General features: G+C 43.3%; 20 protein-coding genes. 10 read left to right on the top strand and 10 right to left on the bottom strand.

Annotated elements, in window-relative coordinates; translation table 11 throughout:
* Positions 1-133 precede the first annotated feature (133 nt).
* Entirely contained in the window at positions 134-1021 is an 888-nt protein-coding gene (locus JMX07_RS11270) for a neutral zinc metallopeptidase (protein WP_102092076.1), read from the bottom strand.
* A 543-nt stretch (positions 1022-1564) separates the two neighbouring features.
* Here JMX07_RS11270 and JMX07_RS11275 point away from each other — a divergent pair.
* Positions 1565-1918, top strand: a complete 354-nt coding sequence (locus tag JMX07_RS11275) for a hypothetical protein (protein WP_201608008.1) — start codon at positions 1565-1567, stop codon at positions 1916-1918.
* A 245-nt stretch (positions 1919-2163) separates the two neighbouring features.
* Here the strand turns inward: JMX07_RS11275 and JMX07_RS11280 are convergent, their stop codons facing one another.
* The 5 genes from JMX07_RS11280 to rpmI all read right to left on the bottom strand — a co-directional run bounded on the left by JMX07_RS11280 (position 2164) and on the right by rpmI (position 7340).
* Positions 2164-2463, bottom strand: a complete 300-nt coding sequence (locus JMX07_RS11280) for an integration host factor subunit alpha (RefSeq protein WP_057761935.1) — start codon at positions 2461-2463, stop codon at positions 2164-2166.
* 215 nt (positions 2464-2678) lie between these two features.
* Positions 2679-5096 (bottom strand): phenylalanine--tRNA ligase subunit beta, encoded by a 2418-nt coding sequence (gene pheT / locus JMX07_RS11285; RefSeq protein ID WP_201608009.1) that lies wholly within the window; start codon positions 5094-5096, stop codon positions 2679-2681.
* 188 nt (positions 5097-5284) lie between these two features.
* Positions 5285-6340 (bottom strand): phenylalanine--tRNA ligase subunit alpha, encoded by a 1056-nt coding sequence (pheS, locus tag JMX07_RS11290; protein ID WP_201608011.1) that lies wholly within the window; start codon positions 6338-6340, stop codon positions 5285-5287.
* Positions 6341-6666: 326 nt separating this feature from the next.
* Positions 6667-7023: a 50S ribosomal protein L20 gene (gene rplT, locus JMX07_RS11295; protein WP_011281252.1), complete on the bottom strand. Its 357-nt coding sequence runs from the start codon at positions 7021-7023 to the stop codon at positions 6667-6669.
* A gap of 119 nt (positions 7024-7142) precedes the next feature.
* Positions 7143-7340, bottom strand: a complete 198-nt coding sequence (rpmI, locus tag JMX07_RS11300; RefSeq protein ID WP_057761939.1) for a 50S ribosomal protein L35 — start codon at positions 7338-7340, stop codon at positions 7143-7145.
* A gap of 443 nt (positions 7341-7783) precedes the next feature.
* On the opposite strand from rpmI, the gene JMX07_RS11305 reads away from it, so the two are divergent.
* The 7 genes from JMX07_RS11305 to JMX07_RS11335 all read left to right on the top strand — a co-directional run bounded on the left by JMX07_RS11305 (position 7784) and on the right by JMX07_RS11335 (position 14195).
* Positions 7784-8227, top strand: a complete 444-nt coding sequence (locus tag JMX07_RS11305; protein WP_201608013.1) for an acyl-CoA thioesterase — start codon at positions 7784-7786, stop codon at positions 8225-8227.
* A 194-nt stretch (positions 8228-8421) separates the two neighbouring features.
* Positions 8422-9279 carry a phosphoribosyl-AMP cyclohydrolase gene (gene hisI, locus JMX07_RS11310; protein ID WP_201608016.1) on the top strand — a complete coding sequence of 286 codons (858 nt, stop codon included), beginning with the start codon at positions 8422-8424 and terminating at the stop codon, positions 9277-9279.
* Between the two features lie 231 nt (positions 9280-9510).
* A complete protein-coding gene (gene tatA / locus JMX07_RS11315) occupies positions 9511-9750 on the top strand; it encodes a Sec-independent protein translocase subunit TatA (RefSeq protein ID WP_057761945.1) in 240 nt (79 codons plus the stop codon).
* Between the two features lie 26 nt (positions 9751-9776).
* A complete protein-coding gene (gene tatB / locus JMX07_RS11320; protein ID WP_201608017.1) occupies positions 9777-10487 on the top strand; it encodes a Sec-independent protein translocase protein TatB in 711 nt (236 codons plus the stop codon).
* Between the two features lie 149 nt (positions 10488-10636).
* Positions 10637-11374 (top strand): twin-arginine translocase subunit TatC, encoded by a 738-nt coding sequence (gene tatC / locus JMX07_RS11325; protein ID WP_413786683.1) that lies wholly within the window; start codon positions 10637-10639, stop codon positions 11372-11374.
* A gap of 213 nt (positions 11375-11587) precedes the next feature.
* The gene (locus JMX07_RS11330) at positions 11588-13087 is read left to right on the top strand and encodes a UvrD-helicase domain-containing protein (RefSeq protein ID WP_201608019.1); all 1500 of its coding nucleotides are present in this window, start codon (positions 11588-11590) and stop codon (positions 13085-13087) included.
* Positions 13088-13160: 73 nt separating this feature from the next.
* The gene (locus JMX07_RS11335) at positions 13161-14195 is read left to right on the top strand and encodes a tRNA dihydrouridine synthase (RefSeq protein ID WP_201608020.1); all 1035 of its coding nucleotides are present in this window, start codon (positions 13161-13163) and stop codon (positions 14193-14195) included.
* A 217-nt stretch (positions 14196-14412) separates the two neighbouring features.
* On the opposite strand, the gene JMX07_RS11340 is transcribed toward JMX07_RS11335, so the two are convergent.
* Positions 14413-14841: an MAPEG family protein gene (locus JMX07_RS11340; RefSeq protein ID WP_371548080.1), complete on the bottom strand. Its 429-nt coding sequence runs from the start codon at positions 14839-14841 to the stop codon at positions 14413-14415.
* Positions 14842-14852: 11 nt separating this feature from the next.
* On the bottom strand, positions 14853-15266 hold the full coding sequence (locus JMX07_RS11345) for an OsmC family protein (RefSeq protein ID WP_102078166.1): 414 nt from the start codon (positions 15264-15266) through the stop codon (positions 14853-14855).
* Positions 15267-15741: 475 nt separating this feature from the next.
* Between JMX07_RS11345 and JMX07_RS11350 the strand changes: the two genes are divergently transcribed.
* Positions 15742-16260 (top strand): RNA pyrophosphohydrolase, encoded by a 519-nt coding sequence (locus tag JMX07_RS11350; RefSeq protein ID WP_057761956.1) that lies wholly within the window; start codon positions 15742-15744, stop codon positions 16258-16260.
* A 91-nt stretch (positions 16261-16351) separates the two neighbouring features.
* On the opposite strand, the gene JMX07_RS11355 is transcribed toward JMX07_RS11350, so the two are convergent.
* Both JMX07_RS11355 and JMX07_RS11360 read right to left on the bottom strand, forming a co-directional pair.
* Complete coding sequence (locus JMX07_RS11355; RefSeq protein ID WP_201608022.1) at positions 16352-17173, bottom strand: NRDE family protein; 822 nt, start codon at positions 17171-17173, stop codon at positions 16352-16354.
* A gap of 108 nt (positions 17174-17281) precedes the next feature.
* Complete coding sequence (locus JMX07_RS11360; protein ID WP_201608024.1) at positions 17282-18934, bottom strand: DUF4139 domain-containing protein; 1653 nt, start codon at positions 18932-18934, stop codon at positions 17282-17284.
* A gap of 459 nt (positions 18935-19393) precedes the next feature.
* Here JMX07_RS11360 and urtA point away from each other — a divergent pair, with 459 nt between their 5' ends.
* Positions 19394-20698, top strand: coding sequence for an urea ABC transporter substrate-binding protein (gene urtA / locus JMX07_RS11365; RefSeq protein WP_201608042.1), 1305 nt, complete (start codon positions 19394-19396; stop codon positions 20696-20698).
* Positions 20699-20850 lie beyond the last annotated feature (152 nt).

Below are 20850 nucleotides of genomic sequence, written 5' to 3' on the forward strand. Positions count from 1 at the left end.
AAGCCTGCAATTCGTTGCAGGCTTTTCTATGTCTTAATTTTGATTATAAGTCCATGTGCTAGACTTATAATCAAAAACGTTAGTATGAAAAAACATCATTAGTCAAATACACGATTATTAATATGTATGGGCATTAAAGTGCACCACTGAACGTATCGCAAGATTGGACATTACCGCTTTCTAGACCACGGGTGAACCATTCGACACGTTGTTGACTGGTACCATGAGTAAAGTTGTCAGGCACTACTGCACCACCACTCGCTTTTGCTAGACGATCATCACCGATTTGACTAGCTGCATTCACCGCTTCATCAAGGTCACCAGCTTCTAAAAACTGTACGCGCTCTTGATTGCGCTGGGCCCATACACCAGCAAAACAATCCGCTTGCAACTCTTGCAATACTGATAGCTTATTGGACTGTGCTTGGGTCACTTGCTGACGAGCTTCATTGACTTGTTGGCTGATGCCCAATAACGTCTGAACATGATGACCTACCTCATGTGCTATCACGTAGGCCTGTGCGAAATCGCCAGCCTTACCTTGGTTCTCTTCACCACCAGAGCCTTGCTGATCGCCTGAAATACCAAGATTCTGACGCATCTCTACGAAGAATGACGTATCCAAATAAACAGTCTGATCCCCTGGACAATAAAATGGACCTGTTGCAGAGCTAGCACTACCACATGCAGAGCTAACCTGACCATTAAACAAAATCAATGACGGTTCTTGATAAGTGCTACCAGCTTCGTTAAAGATTTGATGCCAGACTTCTTCTGTATCTGCTAGTACAACTTTCACAAACTGCGTGTCTCGGTCTGTGCTGGTTGCAAGCTCGGTAGATGACTCACTACCACCGCCTGTGACCGCTTGTCCTGTCTGTAATGCGGTCATTGGGTTTACCCCAAATACCAACCATAAAATACCAGCGATGATAATACCACCAATACCACCGCCGATCATCTTACCGCCACCTGTGCTAGAGCGCACATTCGAGCTACCGCGTCTACCTTGCCATTTCATAATTCTATTCCTCAAATATAGATTGATTCACTATTTCTATTAACTACTATCTCTACTAGCCACTACTTTTATTAATTATTACTTATGTTATATATTATTTAGCCAGTCAATTTACGCTATGACCTAGTCTACTATCCTAAAAGCAAGTAGAAACCTATAAAATTGCTAAATTAACTAGGAATTATGTAATATAGGACGATAATCGGACTATTTAATTCAATTCTTATCCATAAAAACGGGATTAATATCGACAATTCGAGTTAAAAGACAAGAGCAGAAAAGCGCTCAATCCCTCTGATGTCATTGATTATACGTCGATTAATCTAGATTCTTGTATTAAAAAGTATATCGAACAGACAAAGTAAAATATTATTTTAAATTTTATTGTTACTTAATTGTACAGGCTATTTCTATTTACTTAGAAAACCTATAGAATGCGTGGAAGCTGAGTAGCTGCGACTAAGACTAGTTGAATTCTGAGAAATCTCGGATTTCGACCTTTGTTGCTGCTACTGCTCATTTCATTTTTCCGGAGAAAACCATATGAAACTTAAATTACTTGCTCTAGCTGGTATCATGACTGCAACTATGGGCCTAACTGCCTGTGATAGCAGCAAAGAAAACGCTGCTGAAGATTTATCTGACGCGCAAGAAGAAGTGCAAGACGCACAAGAAGAGCTAGCTGAAGGCGCTGCTGACGGTGAAGCTATCCCTGCTGATGCTGACGCTGCTGTTGCTGAAGCTGACATCGCTGATGCTCAAGAAGCAACTGCTACTGACGAAATGGACGCTGAAGTTCCTGTAGACGGTACTACTACTAGCGTTGACGTAGCTAGCGAAACTGATACTGCTGCTGTTGACGCTTCTGACGAAGTTGTTGTTGAAGAAGCTCAGTAATTTATTGTTCATACAATAGATAAACTGTAGTAAAAAAAGAGAGCCTATGCTCTCTTTTTTTATGTCTATTATTTATGATTTTAGTAGGTTTCTACTTTATAGATAACTCTAATATAAGATGCGTGCTGCAATATCGAAATATATAGATGTACGCAAAAATAACTAAGTGCAAATACGCACTAGCATTCTTATAAACTCACGATAAAACAGACACACTATCGTTCAGCGCAGTGCCAAACTAGGTATTAGCTATCAAACAAACGCTCGTCAACCTTCTGACGAAATTTCTGCCCTGTCTTAAAAGTAACCACACGGCGTGCGGATACTGCAACAGGCTCCCCTGTTTTCGGGTTACGGCCTGGACGGCTGTTCTTATCTTTAAGCTCAAAGTTGCCAAAGCCTGAAAGCTTGACCTCTTTGCCATCAATCAAACTCTCTGACAGCTCATCAAAAAAGTTCTCCACCAGACAGCGGCCTTCTTGGCGTGTTAGGTTTAGGTGACTCATCAAATGCTCAATCATGTCAGATTTGGTTAAGGTGCTCACAGTACGACTCCTATGCTATGTCGTGATGTCGAATATCATGGTTTAGCGGTATGAGGGTTAAGGCTAGCTATTATAAAGGTTTTTTGACCATTTTTTAACAAAGTCTTCATTAAAATCCTTTATTAATAACCACTTAACTTATTCTATGAATAGCAATGCTCCGTAGCCTCATGGTAAAAAGACTACAGAGCATTGGGTATAATACTTACTAAATGTTAGCTGTCGCGCAGTTGTACTGAATGCTGATCAGTTAGTGCTTGTACCACTTTATCTGTGGCAGTCTTGACGGCTTCATCAGACAGCGTTTGCGTACTATCTTGCCATATCAGTGCAAACGCTAGTGAGCGCTGGCCTGCTGGTACTTTGTCACCTTGATAGACATCAAATAACCAAAGATCAGTCAACAAATCACCTGCCGCAGTTCGCACGGTTGTCTCTAACGTCTGCAAACTGATGTCACTGTCTACCAAGATAGCAATATCGCGACGTACTTGCGGGAACTTGCTTGGTGTCGTGATAGCATGCTGCTCACGTGCAATCGTCAATAGCGGTGCCAGTGACAATTGAGCGACCCATGTAGTCGGCAGATCTAATTGCTTAGCAGTATTTGGGTGCAACTGACCCAACCAACCAACGTATATATCATCGATGTATAACTCAGCGCTTTGTCCTGGATGCAGGAAACTCAGCGTACTACGCTCATAGCGGATACGTGCGCTATCGATTTGTGCTGGTAATAGCTGCTCAATATCATGCTTTAGGTCATAAAAATCTAACGCACGATTCTGATAAGCTTGCTCGCTCCATATATCACCAACTGCGACTAAAGCAATACTTGGCGTTTGTACTAAGTCACTAATACTTTGTCCAACAAAGCTAAGACCTGTCTCAAAGAAGCGTACACGTGGCTGCTGACGATTCAAGTTATATTGCACGCAAGGCAGTAGGCTCGATAGCAAGGTACGACGCATAACGGCTAAATCACTAGAGATAGGGTTTGCCAGTGCCAATACCTCCCCTAGCGCTTCGTCGTCAAGCAATGCTTCTAGTTTTGCATCACTAAAGCTAAAGCTAATCGCTTCCATATAGCCGTTGTCGACTAATGATAGCTTCATTTCATGGGTTAAATCTGCAGTATCATCATAATCCATGCTGACTTGCAAATGTGGCAGGACGCTTGGAATATTGTCATAGCCATAGATACGAGCAATCTCTTCGATTAAATCCTCGCGGATACTCATATCAAAACGATAAGATGGCGGCTTGCAAATCAGTGAATCGCTCTGCAGCTCTACGTCAAAACCCAATTGGGTCAAGATACGTACCATCTCAGTTGGTTCAATATCAATCCCAATGACATCACGAACTTTCGCGATTGGCAATGTAATCGGTGCGCGTGCTGGCAAATGCTCAAGGTTTTCGGCCGTGACTATTTGACCTGCTTTCCCGCCAGTGATACTGGTGATTAAATCACAAGCTCGTGCCAACGCCAATGCTGGCAATTCAAAATCGACCCCACGCTCGAAACGCTGCGAGGCATCGGTGTGCAATCCAAAACGGCGTGCGCGTGCAGCGATAGCCAGTTGATTAAAGAAAGCGCTTTCTACCACGATATTGGTCGTACTATCGGTGACACTGCTACGCTGACCACCCATGATACCAGCCAGTGCCAAGGCACCTTTATCATCAGCAATCACAAGCTCATCACCGGTCAAGGTAACGGTTTGCTCATTTAGCAAAGTAATGGTTTCATCAGGCTTTGCCAAACGTACCACGATATCACCTTCGATCGTGTCTGCGTCAAACGCATGTAGCGGTTGACCTAATTCCATCAATACATAGTTGGTCACATCGACCAAGAAGTTGTGTGAACGTAATCCTGACTGTACCAGTGCATCTTGCATCCATTTCGGAGTATCGATGCTACGATCAATATTACGAATCGATTGCAACAGATAGCGAGGGCACGCTTCCTTTGCATCGACTGTCACAGCGGGCGTTGCACCATTATCAGAAGCGACTACATTGTCAGGAATCTCTGGCAACTGTACAGGCAAGTCATTGATGACTGAAATCTCGCGAGCGATACCACGTACGCTAAAGCAATCACCACGGTTTGGGGTGATTGAGATATCCAATACTTGATTATCTAGACCTAGATATTCACGAATATCTGTACCAACTGGTGCATCTTCAGGCAGCTCAAGCAAACCATCTATATCATCGACTAAATCAATTTCAGAAGCGCCACATAGCATGCCATTTGAGGCCACACCGCGTAGTTTGCTCTTTTTGATTTTAAAGCCCGCTTTACCATTACTAGCATCATCGCTTGGCAATACCGCACCAACGGTAGCAACCGGTGCTTTCATACCGACGGTCACATTAGGCGCGCCGCAGACAATTTGTAGCGGCTCAGCATCACCAATATTTACCTGAGTAACACGTAATTTATCTGCATCAGGATGCTGCTCAATGCTGATGACTTCACCGACAACCACACCGCTAAAAGCACGGGCAACCGCATAGCGATCATCAATTTCAAGACCTGCCATAGTCAACTGTTCGGCTAACTGTTCGCTAGTATTTGTAGGGTTTACCCACTGACGTAGCCACTGTTCGCTAATTTTCATAAATATCTCGGATCAGAATTTTATAATAAAGATGTTGGAGTAAAGCTTGGCGAATTCACTTGCTATAGTCAATCCTATATAAATCAGATACAGCGTCAGGCTCGCTCAGTCTACGATTTGTAGCACTTTCACTCGCCTTCCTTGGATCTAAATTATCTTGAACTGACTATATAGGTATAAGGAAAACTCTAGCCAAATTGCTTTAAGAAGCGCACGTCGTTTTGGAAAAACAAGCGCAAGTCATCAATACCGTAATACAGCATCGCAAAGCGCTCGATACCCATACCAAAAGCAAAGCCTGTGTATTTGTCGCTATCGATACCGCAATTGGTCAATACTTGTGGATGTACCATGCCGCAGCCCATCACTTCAAGCCATTTGCCATTATCATCTAAGATATCCACTTCTGCTGAAGGCTCAGTGAATGGGAAAAACGACGGACGGAAACGTACGGTCAGCTCTTTGGCAAAAAATGCTTCTAGAAACTCACTGATTAAACCTTTTAGCTCAGCAAAAGTGCTCGACTCAGTGACCATAAGGCCTTCTAGCTGATGGAACATCGGCGAATGTGTTTGATCTGAGTCATTACGATAAACACGACCTGGGCAAATGATGCGAATCGGCGGCTCATTTTTTTCCATGGTACGAATCTGGACAGGACTGGTATGCGTACGCAATAGATAATGCGCATCAAAATAAAAGGTGTCATGCATCGCGCGCGCAGGATGGTGCGACGGGATATTTAACGCTTCAAAATTATAGTAGTCGCTCTCGACTTCGGGGCCAGTTGCGACATTGAAACCTGCTTGAATAAAATACTGCTGCATACGCTGAGTAATCATAGTTACTGGATGCAGATGACCTTTTTGACCACCACGAGCAGGCAAAGTGATATCAATGCTTTCGCTTTCTAGCTTGGCATTGAGCGCTGCAACTTCTAGTTGCTGCTGTTGGTCTGTCAGTGCTTGCTGAATGCGGCTACGTACTTGATGCAACCAGCCGCCATAAGTTTTTTTATCATCAGCATCGAGCTTGCCCATCTGCTTTGACCAGCCCGTTAACGGACTCTTTTTACCAGTCAATTGCACACGCAAATCTTGCAGTGTACGCGCATCAGTTACTTGTAGGATTAGAGCTTCAGCAGCATTTGCAAATTCGGTAAGCTGAGCTTCGTTAAGCTCATTAAGCTCTGAAGACAAGGTCGGTAGCGCCGACAAGTCGTTGGTGGCAGCAGGGTTAGTCATAAGACGCATTATTCCTGATTTGAACGGACTATTAATTGTAGGGATTTGACCAAATATTGCAAACCATTTATCCAGCTATGTTTATATAAAAGATTAATATAAAGGCTGGTTATAAGAATGGCTTGAATATTTAGACGATGATAAGCGTATTTTTACTCAATAAAGTTCAATATAGAGCACGCTTAAAATAATTTAATATAAAAAAAGCCACCGACCAGCGGTAGCTTTTATTAATATCATACTATTAATCAATATTAGTCCTATCCATTTAGACAATTGCTTATAAATAATTATTTAAAAGCAATTGTCTAAAGGACGGTTAATATTTAGGCCAATTCCGCTTTTGCTTTTTCGACCAATGCTGTGAAAGTCGCTGCATCATGCATAGCGATGTCTGCTAGAACGCGACGATCGATTGCGATGTTTGCTTTTTTCATGCCATTGATGAAGCGGCTATAGCTTAAGCCGTTTAAGCGTGCACCAGCATTGATACGTGCGATCCAAAGACGACGGAAAGTACGTTTCTTGTTGCGACGATCACGATAAGCATATTGACCAGCTTTGGTCACTGCTTGTACCGCTACGCGGTAAACACGTGAACGGGCACCGTAGTAGCCTTTTGCGCGCTTTAAGATTTTTTTGTGACGGCGATTTGCCTGTACACCACGTTTTACACGGGCCATAATTTACTCCAAGATTTTTTAATCACTGTTAAGCGAGTGATGATGCTGTCAAATAACAAACATCATTGTCAGATTGCAAAGTCAAATATTTTCAATCAAAGATAGATGACGGTAGGCTATTAAATGTATGGGCACATACGACGAACTGCTGCTTCGTCAGACTTGTGCACCAACTTAAGACCACGCAATTGGCGAATACGCTTAGCTGATTTCTTGGTCAAAATATGGCTTTTGAATGCTTGCTTACGCTTGAAGCCATTCGCTGTTTTTTTGAAGCGTTTAGCTGCGCCGCTTCTGGTTTTCATCTTAACTTTCATGATGATTTGCCTCTTTTTCTGTTTTAGAACCTGGTCGTCAAATAGTCATGCTGAATAATCGTTATATAAATAACCACTAAACCTCTATTTGCCTCGAGGTGGGAGGCGCTATTTTAGCAGATAGTGCCTTGTTTTGCCAAGTAAAGTTTTGGCGAGGTTTTAGTAGTCAATATAGACAAGTCACCAGCATCAAATAAGCGATAGCGGCTCTCCTAAAAGCACCAATAAAATGGCTGATTTTTATCCAAATAGATTGAATGTCAGCCTAAGCTGTGCTTAAGTAGAGACTGAGCTATATCTTCATATCAACACTATTAAAACCACCTTATTTACCATGAATATTTAAGCTAGAATGCACAGTCATAACGACGATAACAATAACAGTGCTGCTACCTACGGCATGATAAATAGAACAATCTTTGGCCATCACTCTAGGAGATAGTGTGTCAAAACAAGAGTTAGTATTCGACGACGACTTGTTTGTTTTTGAGACAGTGATGCGTGTGCGTCATACGGAAGGTGACGCAGGACAGCACATGACGGTCGAATCTCTGACAGCGCTATTGTCCGAAGCACGGCTAAGGTTTCTATACGCTAAAGGTGTCAAAGAAATCAACGCAGACCATCAAGGCTTGATTATTGATAAATTGCAGCTAGATATTGTAAGCCGTATCCGCGTACGAGAAGAGCTGCTATTTGAAGTTGGTGTTGAGCCAATATATGATAATGGCGGTAATATAATCCTAAAGGTCACGCGAATGCATACGGGCGAGATAGTAGCAAAAGCGCGTCAGCATTTTAGAGGTTACGACTTTAGCCTCAATAAAGTGACTAAGCTTGATAATACGATCAAAGAAGCACTGTATCCGCATTTATTTAGACTGTAGAATCGCTTGTTATAAATAGTATGCTGTCATTTAGCATAGTTGCACTCTATAGCGCATTTAGTTGATATCATATTGATATTGCTAGCTGTCAGCATCTTGCAAAGCATTTCAGATAATCTCCCCGCTTTAATCATAAGTAGTATAATTGCTTATCACTCTTTTTCACTTTCTACCTATAAGACGACAAATACATTATGACTTTACCTGCTTGGCTGACTGCCGTAACTTTTAATAATGATGGTTTGATTCCTGCAATTGCTCAAGATCATCAGACAGGTCGTATTTTGATGATGGCATGGATGAATGCAGACGCATTACAGCTCACTGCACAAACACAAACAGCGGTTTATTTTTCGCGCTCGCGTGCCAAGCTGTGGCATAAAGGTGAATCGTCAGGTCATACGCAAACCGTACATGATATTCGTCTAGACTGTGATGAAGATGTGATTGTGCTTAGTGTCACTCAAGCTGGCGGCATTGCTTGCCATACGGGACGCGAATCTTGCTTTTATCAGCGTTTGGATTTATCAGGTCAAACGCCTGAATGGCAAACTGTCGATAAAGTATTAAAAGACCCTGCAGATATTTATCATTCTCATGACTCTACTAGCGAAACTCTTGAAATTGAAAACACTGGTTCGAATACTGACTCTGATACTATCCAAGCACAAGCTGATACTGCTCAAGCACAAGTCGATAAAGCCTCTGTATTGCAGCAGCTCGATAGCGTATTAGCAGAGCGCAAACAAGCCGATGCCAACAGCTCTTATGTGGCCAGTCTGTATGCCAAAGGATTAAATAAAATATTAGAAAAAGTCGGTGAAGAGAGTACAGAAAGTATCATCGCTGCCAAAGATTTTGCTCACTGTGATGAGAGTACAGACAAAGCCAGCTACGATGAAGCTCGTCATGAGCTAATCTATGAAGTCGCCGATGTTTGGTTCCATACCTTAGTCGGACTGGCCTGGTTTGATATAGAGTCGGATGCTGTGTTAAATGAGCTAGGCAGACGTTTTGGGTTATCCGGTATCGATGAAAAAGCCGCTAGATAAGCCTAAATAAAAAATAAACGTCTATTTTATTTGATTATTGTTGCTTTCACCTATTTGTAATAAGTGCAGGTTATAATATAGCTCTGTTTTATCTCGCATTATATGTCGATGCTTTTTGTTTGCTAGATAGACCCTTTTGCAAACTAAAAGCAGGCATATAAAGACTGAAAACCAAGTCTCAAAACTAGGTCACAAAACCAGGTCACAAAACCAGGTCACAAGGATACCATTATGGGTAGTTTTTCTATTACACATTGGCTGATACTATTGGTCGTTGTCGTTGTCGTGTTTGGCACCTCAAAACTCAGAAATGCTGGTAAAGATTTGGGCGGTGCTGTCAAAGGCTTTAAAGAAGCTGTTAAAGATGAAAATACAGAGCATGCCAAAAAACACGCGGTTCTTGACCACGATGCAACGGCACACACTGAAGAGCGCTCAACCACCAAGGTTGATGATAAGCATAACGTATAGCATCTAAACAGTGACATCGGACCATTATGTTTGATATCGGGTTTTCTGAACTACTTCTCTTTGGCGTTATCGCCCTAATCGTACTGGGCCCAGAAAAACTGCCACAGGCAGCGCGCACGGCTGGGCAATGGTACGCCAAAATTCGACGTACAGTTTCAACATTGCAATCTGAAATAGAGGCTGAGCTTGACTTGGCTGAGACGCGTCAGCAAATGCAAAAAGAGCTTGCCAAAATTCGCCAGACCGAAGCTGAAATGAGGCGTGAGATGGCTGAAATGCGAGGCAATATGAAAGCTTTTGAAAGCTCACATATTCCTTCTTCGATAGCTTCTGAAACCGCTGTGAATGCTGAAAATAGCAAAGGCGACGAAGCTCATAAAAATAGCCGCACACAAAAGCAGCAATCAGCCACGCCAAAAGCATTCGACTATGCTTATGCCACTGACGAGCAGACAGATACGTTGAAAAATGGCCGATTATCGAAAGGCGGTCACAGCGGTGACAATCTAAATGATCCAAATGTAAACGATACAAATGTGAGTGACAACGCCAAGGCAGCGCCAGTTGTTCAGACCATCACTACCCGTCCATGGGAAAACATGTGGTTTCGACTGGGTGCTTATGACAAAGCACGTCGGCTCCCAATGCCACCATATGTGCCAAATTATAAAGCTGACGCCCTACTCAACAGTCCTGCCAACATGCAGACTTCTGACCATAAGCAGGAGACTGATTGATGCCATTATTCAAGCGCAAAAAAAGTCGTCAAGAGAAAATCGCTGTTTCTGCCATTACTGACCAAGATGTTATTGATCAAGAGACTGAAACAAAAACCAATACCACTCAAGATAAAAAATCAGATGATGTTTTAAGCCCTTTGGCTGATATGCCTATTACCGAGCATTTGATTGAGCTGCGTCGGCATTTGATCAAAATATGTGTGGCGATACTGATAATATTTTTAGGCTTGGTCGGCTATTCGCGCGAGCTATATAACTTGTTGTCTGATCCATTGGTGGCACAGTTACCTGCCAATTCGACCATGATTGCCACTGATATCACGTCAAACTTTATGGCGCCAATACGTCTGACCGTATTCGTAGCCGCGTTTTTGGCGATGCCCTACATTCTTTATCAAATTTGGTCATTTGTAGCGCCCGGCCTGTATAAAAAAGAAAAGAAAATCGCTATTCCAGTACTGCTATCTTCTATATTTTTATTCTATGCTGGTGTGGCTTTTTCTTACTTTATTGTGCTCAAAGGGGTCTTAAAGTTCTTTATCATGTTTGCCCCACAAAACGTACTACCCATGACGGATATCGACAGCTATCTCAGTTTTGCCTTAAAATTATTTATGGTATTCGGCTTAACGTTTGAGATTCCAGTTGTCACTTTGCTATTGATATTGGCAGGTATTGTCTCCATTCAGAGCTTAGAAGAAAAACGTCGTTATATCATTGTGGGCTGTTTTGCTGTGGCTGCTGTTGTTACGCCGCCAGATGGCGTATCGATGCTCATGTTGGCGATTCCGATGTGGTTGTTGTTTGAGCTTGGTTTGTTTTTGGCGAAGATTCTAATCAAAGAAGAGCCTAGTCCTACTCTCATATCGACAGACAAAGAATAAAACACTTATCAGTCTAATCCAGACTAAAATAAAGTTATTGATTACATATAGCTATGCGTTAAACTACCATTACACCGTTTTATTCTTGCCTCATTAGTAAGCTGATTGCTTACTATCACGTTTTAGCATCATCATCTATAAGCCATTGTTTACCCAGTGGCTTTTTTTGCCCCTTTTATTTTTAATCAATTTTTGTATTTAGGTAGCTTTATTATGTCCGCATCTATGCCAGCTTATATGAGCGATCCCACTGACGAGCAGCTGAACGCGCTGAATATGGCGATGGATCACAAGTCGTTTAAAGTGGTTGCTTATGCGGGCGCCGGTAAGACAACGACGCTCAAGCTAATCGGTGAGCGCCTACGTGGACGCGGCCTGTATCTGGCTTTTAACAAAGCAATTGCCAATGATGCTCGTTCAAAGTTTCCGCCGCATGTAGAGTGTCGTACTTTTCACTCATTAGCTTATCGTCATGTTGCTCGTGATATTACCGCCAAGCTATCTCTGCCGCGCTTTTCACCTAAACGCCTTGGTGATGATTTGGGACTACAGCCTGTACAAGTGCGTCGACAAATGGATGGGGTTAATAAATACATTACGCTGACGCCAGCACGACTATCGCGGTTTGTCAGCGATGCAGTAAGTAATTTTTGTAGCACGCATGCCAGCTACCCTGCGCCAAGGCACATACTATTCCCAAGCTGGCTCGATGACTCAGATGCAGAGCAGCTACGCGAGATGCTCTACCCTGCTGTTGAGCAGCGCTGGTTACAGTCGATTGATGCGCGTCATCCTGCTGGTATTGGCCATGATATTTATCTCAAGCTCTGGGCACTATCTAAACCTAGTATTCCAGCGGACTTTATTTTATTTGACGAAGCACAGGATGCTGACCCATTGATGATGGGTATCTTGACCCAGCAGTCGAGACAAGTCATCTATGTGGGCGATGCTCATCAGCAGATTTATGAATGGCGCGGTGCGGTCAATGCGATGAAAAAGTTGCCATTGCCTCAGACGTTATTGACGCAGTCTTTTCGCTTTGGTGAGCCGATTGCAGAAGTGGCCAACACCTTATTAAAAGCACTACAAGAGGACGTACCGTTAAAAGGCAATCCGAATAAGCAGTCCTCTACCGATAAGGGCATGGTACATAGCAAAAAAGATGCTATTTTGTGCCGTACCAATGCTGCTGCCATGTCACAACTGTTGACAGGATTAAAGCACGGGCATCGTGTGGCGCTACAAGCGGATACCGATCGTATGCTAAAATTCTGTCAAGCAGCCGAAAACTTAAAAAATGGTAAATCGGCTTATGGTGTACCTGAGCTGGCGTATTTTTATAATTGGGGTGATGTGCAAGAGTACGCCGAAACCAATGAGGGTAGCGATCTCAAAACACTAGTCAAACTGGTCGATGACCACGGTACAAATGTACTAAGCCAAGCGGTCAATAGTCTGACTAGCATTGAAAACGCTGACTATGTCATCTCCACCGCTCATAAAGCCAAAGGGCTAGAATGGGGCAAAGTACAACTAGATGATGATTTTTACTACGATGTGACCACCAACGCGGTCAAAATAAGCCCAGAAGAGTTGCGTTTGCTCTACGTTGCTTGCACGCGCGCGCAAAGCAATTTGGATATTCATAATATTAAAGACTTGATATCAGGATTACAGACGGGCAAAAAAGTGATTTTTGGTAATACTTAATTACCCTACACCTCTGTCAGCCTCAAGTTTTATTCAATCTCTTATAACGACCCTTTAGCAGTGAATCACCAGCATGAATAATAGCCAGCAACTTCAAACGCGTCAAAATACTATTAATCAGTTATTTGCATCTCCCGTGCGTTTGCTCGCACCTATGGAGGGCTTGACCGATCCATTAATGCGCCAAATATTAACCCAAATTGCGTCTGACTTGGGTCGTCCTTATGATTGGTCAGTCAGTGAATTTATTCGCATCACACAGCACGTCTTGCCTGCGCACGTGTTTTATAAATATGTGCCTGAGCTACATCATAATGCCAAAACGGCCTCTGGTACGCCTATTCATGTTCAGCTACTCGGTAGCGAAGCGCAGCTTATGGCAGAAAACGCCGCGTACGCTTGTGAGCTCGGTGCGCCTGCGATTGATATCAACTTTGGCTGTCCTGCAAAAACGGTCAACAGCCATCGCGGTGGTTCTGTATTGTTAGATGAACCTGAAACTATGTATCAGATTATCAGTGCCGTACGTCAAGCCGTTCCCGCCCATATACCAGTATCAGCTAAGATTCGTCTGGGCTATACCGACACTAGCCGAATGGATGATATTCGCGGCGCGATTGCTTCTAGCGGTGCTGATTGGCTAACCATTCATGCACGCACTAAGACCCAAGGCTATAAGCCGCCTGCCTATTGGGACAAAATCCAGAGCTTTAATGCGCTCGATATTCCAGTCATTGCCAATGGAGAAATTTGGAACTTTGAGCATGCGCAAAATTGTATGACGCAAGCAGGTACACCGCATTTAATGTTAGGTCGCGGCGCAGTAACACGTCCTGATTTAGTGGCACAGGTTGATAATGATACTGAAAAAAGTACTGACAGCGTAGAGAATACGGCTACGTTGTCATGGCAAGATTTGATTGCCCATCAGATTAAGTTCTTGGAAGGTGAGGCAAAGAACGATGTGGTTTTGGTCGGTCGTTATAAACAATGGCTAGGTATGCTTACCAAAGGCTACGTTGAGGCGCAAACAGTGTGGGAAGGTATTAAACGAGAGAAAAATAAAGCGGTGATTATTAGCGCCCTACAAGCAAGCGTACGAGATTAATCACCTGCTTGTATTTGAGCGTTTTGGCAGTTACGGATATTTTTACTAGGGTGTGTCCTCATTTCAAAAATGGAGATAAAAATGAGATAAATTGCCGTCAAACGAGAAAAATAGCGTAGATAATATCGAGATACTAGCAAGCGATTTGACGCTGTTTGGTAAAATTTAGCCATTTTTAATCCGTTTAGATAACTGTCGTTTGAATTGAGGACATGCCCTAGACGCTGACTCGTATCGCTAAATAAAATAGCATTAGACAACATGCCATTGATAGTACCCAGAGGATAGAGCGGAACATTGCCAAATTAGTAATATACGCCACACAAAAACCAATTCGTATCATCACATAGAGCCAAGCCAATACGTTGATAATCGACTGCGGTACAAAGAACAGCATAGCAACTATCACTGCCGCCAAAAACACTGGCAAGGTTTCATAACTGTTTTGCTGTGCTGCATTAGCACGTGCTGCCATGCCTGTCGCATTTTGAAAAAATTCCCGAGGATGTGCATTATTTCTGATTCTAAAGCCACCAGATACTTTTGCAACGATTGACACCGCCCATGGCAGTAGGCTTGCTACCACCATAGCCAAAATGGCTGACGCCACTTTGTCAGTTACCAACTCAAAAAATGCACTTATCATTATATAAGTCCCTAGCCTGCAACCACTTCAAAGTCATGGGTGATATTGACCCCACCTGCTACTAGCATACGGCTGGCAGAACAGTATTTTTCTGCTGATAACTGGATGGCTTTTTCGACTTGTTTTTCTTTGACACCTTGACCAGTGACAACGAAATGCATATGAATATCGGTATAGACCGCTGGTACGGTTTCAGCGCGCTGGGCGGTTAGCTCACAACGTACATCCGTCACTGCTTGGCGTGATTTCTGTAAAATCTCTACGACGTCATAACTGGCGCAACCACCTAATCCTAACAAAATAAGCTCCATCGGGCTTGAGCCTTTTTCTTTATCAGCATCGATTTGTACATTATGTCCTGATGGTGACACGCCCATAAAAGCTTTGTTCTCTTGCCATATGACGCTTGCTTTTGATTCTGACATTGTAGATGTTCCTTATTTTAAATGGCGTATTGCCTATTATTATTGTGTGAATGATATATTGCTCAGCTAGTGTAGCACAAGCCAAAGCAAGATTTTATAGGCTCATTGTTTTGCTGTTAGCTCGCCAGTGAACTCTGTACTTTTACCACTTTATACATATCGGAATATTGAAGTTCGATAGCTTACTAAATAATCGTATGTCCATACGTCTATTACTACTCTTCAACTCTTGCCTAAAAATTCCTCATAAAAACCTACAAAAGTTCGCTCTTAAATAGTTGATTTTAAAAGGTAAAACTCGTGAAACATTTTATAGCAAAATACTGTTACACATTTTGCTTGTTTCTTGGTTTAATAACGGTAATGAATCTTGTTTTGAGCGAATACCGATAACAATCACCTTATAATAATTACGATTGCTGTCACGGTTTCAAGTCAAAACAAGCTATTTTTAAACAAATTAAAAGGTTTAGTCATGATAGATGCAGACGGCTTTCGCGCCAACGTCGGCATCATCTTGGCAAATACACAAGGGCAGGTTCTGTGGGCAAAACGTATTGGTCACAACGCTTGGCAATTTCCGCAGGGTGGTATCGACCGCGGGGAGACGCCGATGGATGCAATGTATCGCGAGCTCTGGGAAGAGGTCGGCTTACATCCGCGTCACGTAGACTTATTGGCAGTCACGCAAGACTGGTTGCGCTATCGTTTGCCAAAACGTTATGTACGTCATGGTCAGCATCCCTTATGTATTGGGCAAAAACAAAAATGGTTTTTGCTACGCTTAGATGAGCCAAATACTCAACATATCCGCTTTGATGAAGGGAAACCTGAATTTGACCATTGGCAATGGGTCAGCTACTGGTATCCACTTGGACAAGTGATTCACTTTAAACGAGGCGTTTATCGTCGTGCCTTGCAAGAATTGGTACGCGAACTCCCGCTAAAGCAAGAGCTGATCATTCCTGAGCAAAATAATCATCTGCTTATGTAATGAATCACTCAATAGTACAATGCAAAACACCCACGATAGTAGCTAGAATATTAGCAATTACCGTGGGTGTTTTTTTATTATCTCTTAACGGTCACTTTGAATGATTGTCAAACTCACGGCTAATAATATTAGCAATACAATCTGCATCGCTCTGTTTGCGCAACGTTAAGATGCTTTGAGTGCGGGTACCATAAGTAGGTTTGCTAGTTTCAGTATCGCCAAAAGCGACGGGTTCAATATAAACAGACGATAACATCTGCTCCACCTCAATTGCCACGCCAGTAACAGGCAGTTTATCTTCTGGTGCTTTGGTACTATCTGACAAAACGTTAAAAGCCGCCGCTTGCCAGTACGCAGGTGAGCTATCCTCCGCAATCAATGGCAGCACTTCTTGACGTAGTCGCCCGCGCAACCGCTCTGTCTTAAACCAGCTGTCCTCTGGTTGACCATTAGAGATAACATGTAGACCTGCATATAATGGCGTAGGTGCATGACCACGATTATTGACGATCACAGCTTGCGCAGCATCGCCAATGATCAGATTAAAACCCGCATAATTCTGCAAATCAATCTGCCGTGCAAAATCCATTGGACTTAGAGTTCCTATCAAGAATTCGGTGACCAGCGCGCCCCGCGAGCGCTCATCACTGCTTGCTTGCACCCCATCACGAAAGTTCAACACCGCAGCCCAGCGCCCATTCTGTTCATAATACTCTGCACTCTGCGCTGGTGACGCGTTCTGATGAATGCCTAACCACGTGCCACCGCTTTGTTTATCACGACCAGCATAAATAGGTTGGTCAGACCACTGGTGGAGCGGCTCAGTTGGGCGCTGCAAAAACTCATCACGATTAGACAGTAGTACCAGCGGTAACTCATCAAATAATTGCCAAGCAATAGCGACAATACACATAGCTTTCCTTTTATAATAATTTTCGTTATGCGAGTAATTCTTAATAGAGGCAAAGATATTATTTCAGACTTTACCTATTAATAAGGTAGCACTTACAGGCAGTACTTATTAATTGCCAGTTAGCAATTTATTGGCAGGATAACTAATTTGGGAGGTTGAACGTATTACTTGTGATTGTTTACTTGGTAAGTTAAATTCCCACGCCACCATACCTTGATTATCATTCCAATCTCGCTCAGTCACAGGCGGCGTATGCGTCACCGCAACCTTTAAACTATCGTCACGACTGATAGGTTCACTGCCCAGTACTTGTAAGCGTACGCTACGATTGTGCTGATTGGTAAACTGATAGGCTTTGGTGGTCGTCAGTGTTTGCGTACGGTTTAGCACGCCTTTCTCACCTTGCTTATCTTCATTGGTCAGCTCTTTTACGAGCATATTTGAGTCACGACCAAATCCAATCCCCTGCTCTTTTAGCACTTGATAATTATAACGTGACTGACCTACATAGTTGTCATCACGGTACAACTGTAGTGAACCATCGACCCAGTCCGGCGTCAAAAACGGCGCTGACGCATACCAGTAGGCAGCAGTCTCAACACTTGGCGTACTGCGAATCCAGAGCTTACTATTACCTGACTGCTCCCCAATCACTGTTCGTACGCGCCTCCCGTCACTCGGAATACTGACCAACTGCGGTAAACGATACTCGATGATGCCATTTTTATTTTGGCTACTGACCGTGAAATTAGGTAGCGGTGCCATAGCTGCCCCTGCTCCTTTATTATAAGCAGGCTCTTCCATCATAACAGGGGACGCATCCATCATAGGTAGTTTACGTCTTACTCGAGCATCTTCGCTCTCTTCATACAATGATAGACGTTGTACATACGGCAGTTGCCCCGTCGTCCTTTGATTGGGATTAACGGTGCTGAGTGTCAGTGGTACGTTTGTCCAGTTCTCGCCAGTTTGCTGAGCAATAATCGCAGAGGCTGTGATACTTAATTGGTCACTATTTGTGTTTAGTTGAGCTTGATACGCAGGTTCCCAACCTGCACCTTGCACTTGATAATGCAACTTAATACTAGTTGGCGAGCGGCTTGCCGTACGTACACTCACCTGTGTCACCTTGTTAAAGGTCGATGTCGCGCTGCCTGCCATCAGTTGATTCAGTGCATCTTGGGCACGCGCTTGTCGCTGTTGAATCTCTAAAATTCTTTGGTTAATACTGGTCGCTTGAGTTTCTATATCGCGGGCATTATTGGCAATCGTACTATCTGTATTGACTTGCGTGGCTTTGGTCAAATTCTGCAAGTAGGCCTTTGCTAACCGTGCTGCTTCTAATTCAGCATTGATATTGGCTAGGGTATTTTGCTGCGTCTGTACCTTGGCATCACCTTGATACTGACACTGGGCTGCCTGCTCACCTGTCAGCTCTTCGATACTGACTTCCCCAACGTTGACACTGCCTGTCGCCTGTACGCTTAGGCTTTCTTTATCCATATAAGGTGACAGGCACGAAAACACCACCGTTTGCTCACCGCTACCTGTGACTGGCAATGCGCGCGTCACGCTCGCCAGCCCTTGATAAATAGTCACTTGCTCGACGCTACTGGTGGCCGCTTGTGCCGAAGACAATCCCAAAATGGCACTACTACTAAGTACAAATGGCAGGATAGCAAATTTAGTTATTTGATTAAGCGGCGGTAATACGCTGCCATGGCCTGTTGAGACAGGCGAATCCGTTAATTGTGCGTTCATACATCATTCCTTAGCAGTACAATCCATCATGGCAGCTACGCATTGGCTCAACGCGCAAAATAGTAACTATCTTAGAGAGATTACCGTAGCCGTTTTACAGGTCTTTGGCAATAAATGCTTTTGGCAGACAGCATTTTTAGTAAAAATCGCCTTATCGATAAATCTCTTCATATGGTAGCTCTTCAATTTTAAAAATTTGGTTTTCTGTATTGCACCATTTTTTTGTTCATCTCCCCTTTATGGTGCAGTTTATTAGCCATCCTGCACTAAATTAATGAATATATTAATCAGAACCTAATTATTGCTCAATTATTACTCGATTATTGGCTTTTTTAACTTGGCACGGAACTTGAACTCTTAATAGGTGTTCAGGAACATTATTTTACCTTTTGTATTTATTAGGAGATGTCCATGTTTTCGTTACCAACTTTAGCCAATCCTCAATTTGTTGAGACTCATATGCACGGCAAAATCAAATCACGCTTCTCATTATTAGCGATTGCTGTCGTTGGTAGCTTGAGTCTCGCGGGCTGTCAAAAGCCTGCCGAAACGGCGACAGCCACAGAGACAACAGCCGAAACCACTACAGAGACAACGACTACCCCTGCCGCTGATGGCGACACGATCAAAGTGGGCATCTTACATTCGCTATCTGGCACCATGGCCATCTCTGAAACTTCTCTAAAAGACACGGCACTCATGACCATTGATGAGATCAATGCCAATGGCGGTGTACTCGGTAAGCAACTAGAACCAGTCGTCGTCGACCCTGCTTCTGATTGGCCATTGTTTGCCGAAAAAGCCCGTCAGCTGCTCACTCAAGACAAAGTAGATGTCATCTTTGGTGGTTGGACATCGGTATCACGCAAATCAGTACTGCCAGTGGTAGAAGAACTAAATGGATTAATGTTTTATCCAGTGCAGTATGAAGGACAAGAGCAATCAGAAAATATTTTTTACACGGGTGCTGCACCAAATCAGCAAGCCATTCCGGCGGTAGAGTACTTAATGAGTGAAGAAGGCGGCGGTGCAGAGCGCTTCGTATTGCTAGGTACTGATTATGTCTATCCACGCACCACCAACCAGATTTTAAAGGCATTTTTGAAATCGAAAGGCGTGGCTGATGCAGACATCATGGAAGAATACACGCCATTTGGTTTCAGCAATTATCAAACCATCGTATCTAACGTCAAAAAATTCTCAACGGGTAAAAAGACTGCCGTTATCTCTACTATCAATGGCGACTCAAACGTTCCGTTCTATCGTGAGCTTGCCAACCAAGGTATCAAAGCGTCAGACATTCCAGTCATGGCGTTCTCAGTCGGTGAAGAAGAGCTACGCGGTATCGATACCAGTCTGCTACAGGGGCATTTGGCGGCGTGGAACTATTTTATGTCGATCAAAAACCCAACCAACAGTGCCTTCACCAAACGCTATAAGCAGTATGCATTGGACCAAAAACTACCAAATGCTGAAAAAGTCGTGACCAATGATCCAATGGAAGCGACTTATGTCGGTATCAACATGTGGAAGCAAGCTGTCGAAAAAGCAGGTACGACTGATGTCGACAAAGTGCGTATCAGCATGGCGGGACAAACGTTTGATGCACCTTCTGGCTACACGCTAAAAATGGATGAAGAAAACCATCACCTATGGAAGCCTGTCATGATTGGTCAAATTCGTGCCGACGGACAGTTTGATACGATTTTTAAAACACCAGAAGTCATTCAAGCGCAGCCTTGGAGCGAATACATTCCTAAATAAAACATCTCCTAAGTAAAGTGGTACTGAAAAGCGAATGGAGAGTAGCCAGATGGATAAACGATATAAATACACGACCCATCACCTACTCTCCACATTTATTTTTAACACTTATTCTCAACTTTTAAATACCTCCAAACCTTATCAACACTTCT

Origin of the sequence: Psychrobacter immobilis (genome assembly GCF_904846235.1) — a bacterium.
GTDB lineage: Bacteria > Pseudomonadota > Gammaproteobacteria > Pseudomonadales > Moraxellaceae > Psychrobacter > Psychrobacter immobilis_C.

Bases quoted from the DNA above. Each gene is read 5' to 3' on its own strand.
- rpmI (WP_057761939.1), bottom strand. From the start codon at position 7,340: ATGAAAGTTAAGATGAAAACCAGAAGCGGCGCAGCTAAACGCTTCAAA.
- tatC (WP_413786683.1), top strand. From the start codon at position 10,637: ATGCCTATTACCGAGCATTTGATTGAGCTGCGTCGGCATTTGATCAAA.
- JMX07_RS11360 (WP_201608024.1), bottom strand. From the start codon at position 18,934: ATGAACGCACAATTAACGGATTCGCCTGTCTCAACAGGCCATGGCAGC.
- JMX07_RS11345 (WP_102078166.1), bottom strand. From the start codon at position 15,266: ATGTCAGAATCAAAAGCAAGCGTCATATGGCAAGAGAACAAAGCTTTT.
- JMX07_RS11355 (WP_201608022.1), bottom strand. From the start codon at position 17,173: ATGTGTATTGTCGCTATTGCTTGGCAATTATTTGATGAGTTACCGCTG.
- JMX07_RS11270 (WP_102092076.1), bottom strand. From the start codon at position 1,021: ATGAAATGGCAAGGTAGACGCGGTAGCTCGAATGTGCGCTCTAGCACA.
- urtA (WP_201608042.1), top strand. From the start codon at position 19,394: ATGCACGGCAAAATCAAATCACGCTTCTCATTATTAGCGATTGCTGTC.
- pheT (WP_201608009.1), bottom strand. From the start codon at position 5,096: ATGAAAATTAGCGAACAGTGGCTACGTCAGTGGGTAAACCCTACAAAT.
- JMX07_RS11350 (WP_057761956.1), top strand. From the start codon at position 15,742: ATGATAGATGCAGACGGCTTTCGCGCCAACGTCGGCATCATCTTGGCA.
- JMX07_RS11330 (WP_201608019.1), top strand. From the start codon at position 11,588: ATGTCCGCATCTATGCCAGCTTATATGAGCGATCCCACTGACGAGCAG.
- tatA (WP_057761945.1), top strand. From the start codon at position 9,511: ATGGGTAGTTTTTCTATTACACATTGGCTGATACTATTGGTCGTTGTC.
- pheS (WP_201608011.1), bottom strand. From the start codon at position 6,340: ATGACTAACCCTGCTGCCACCAACGACTTGTCGGCGCTACCGACCTTG.
- JMX07_RS11275 (WP_201608008.1), top strand. From the start codon at position 1,565: ATGAAACTTAAATTACTTGCTCTAGCTGGTATCATGACTGCAACTATG.
- JMX07_RS11340 (WP_371548080.1), bottom strand. From the start codon at position 14,841: ATGATAAGTGCATTTTTTGAGTTGGTAACTGACAAAGTGGCGTCAGCC.
- tatB (WP_201608017.1), top strand. From the start codon at position 9,777: ATGTTTGATATCGGGTTTTCTGAACTACTTCTCTTTGGCGTTATCGCC.
- rplT (WP_011281252.1), bottom strand. From the start codon at position 7,023: ATGGCCCGTGTAAAACGTGGTGTACAGGCAAATCGCCGTCACAAAAAA.
- hisI (WP_201608016.1), top strand. From the start codon at position 8,422: ATGACTTTACCTGCTTGGCTGACTGCCGTAACTTTTAATAATGATGGT.
- JMX07_RS11335 (WP_201608020.1), top strand. From the start codon at position 13,161: ATGAATAATAGCCAGCAACTTCAAACGCGTCAAAATACTATTAATCAG.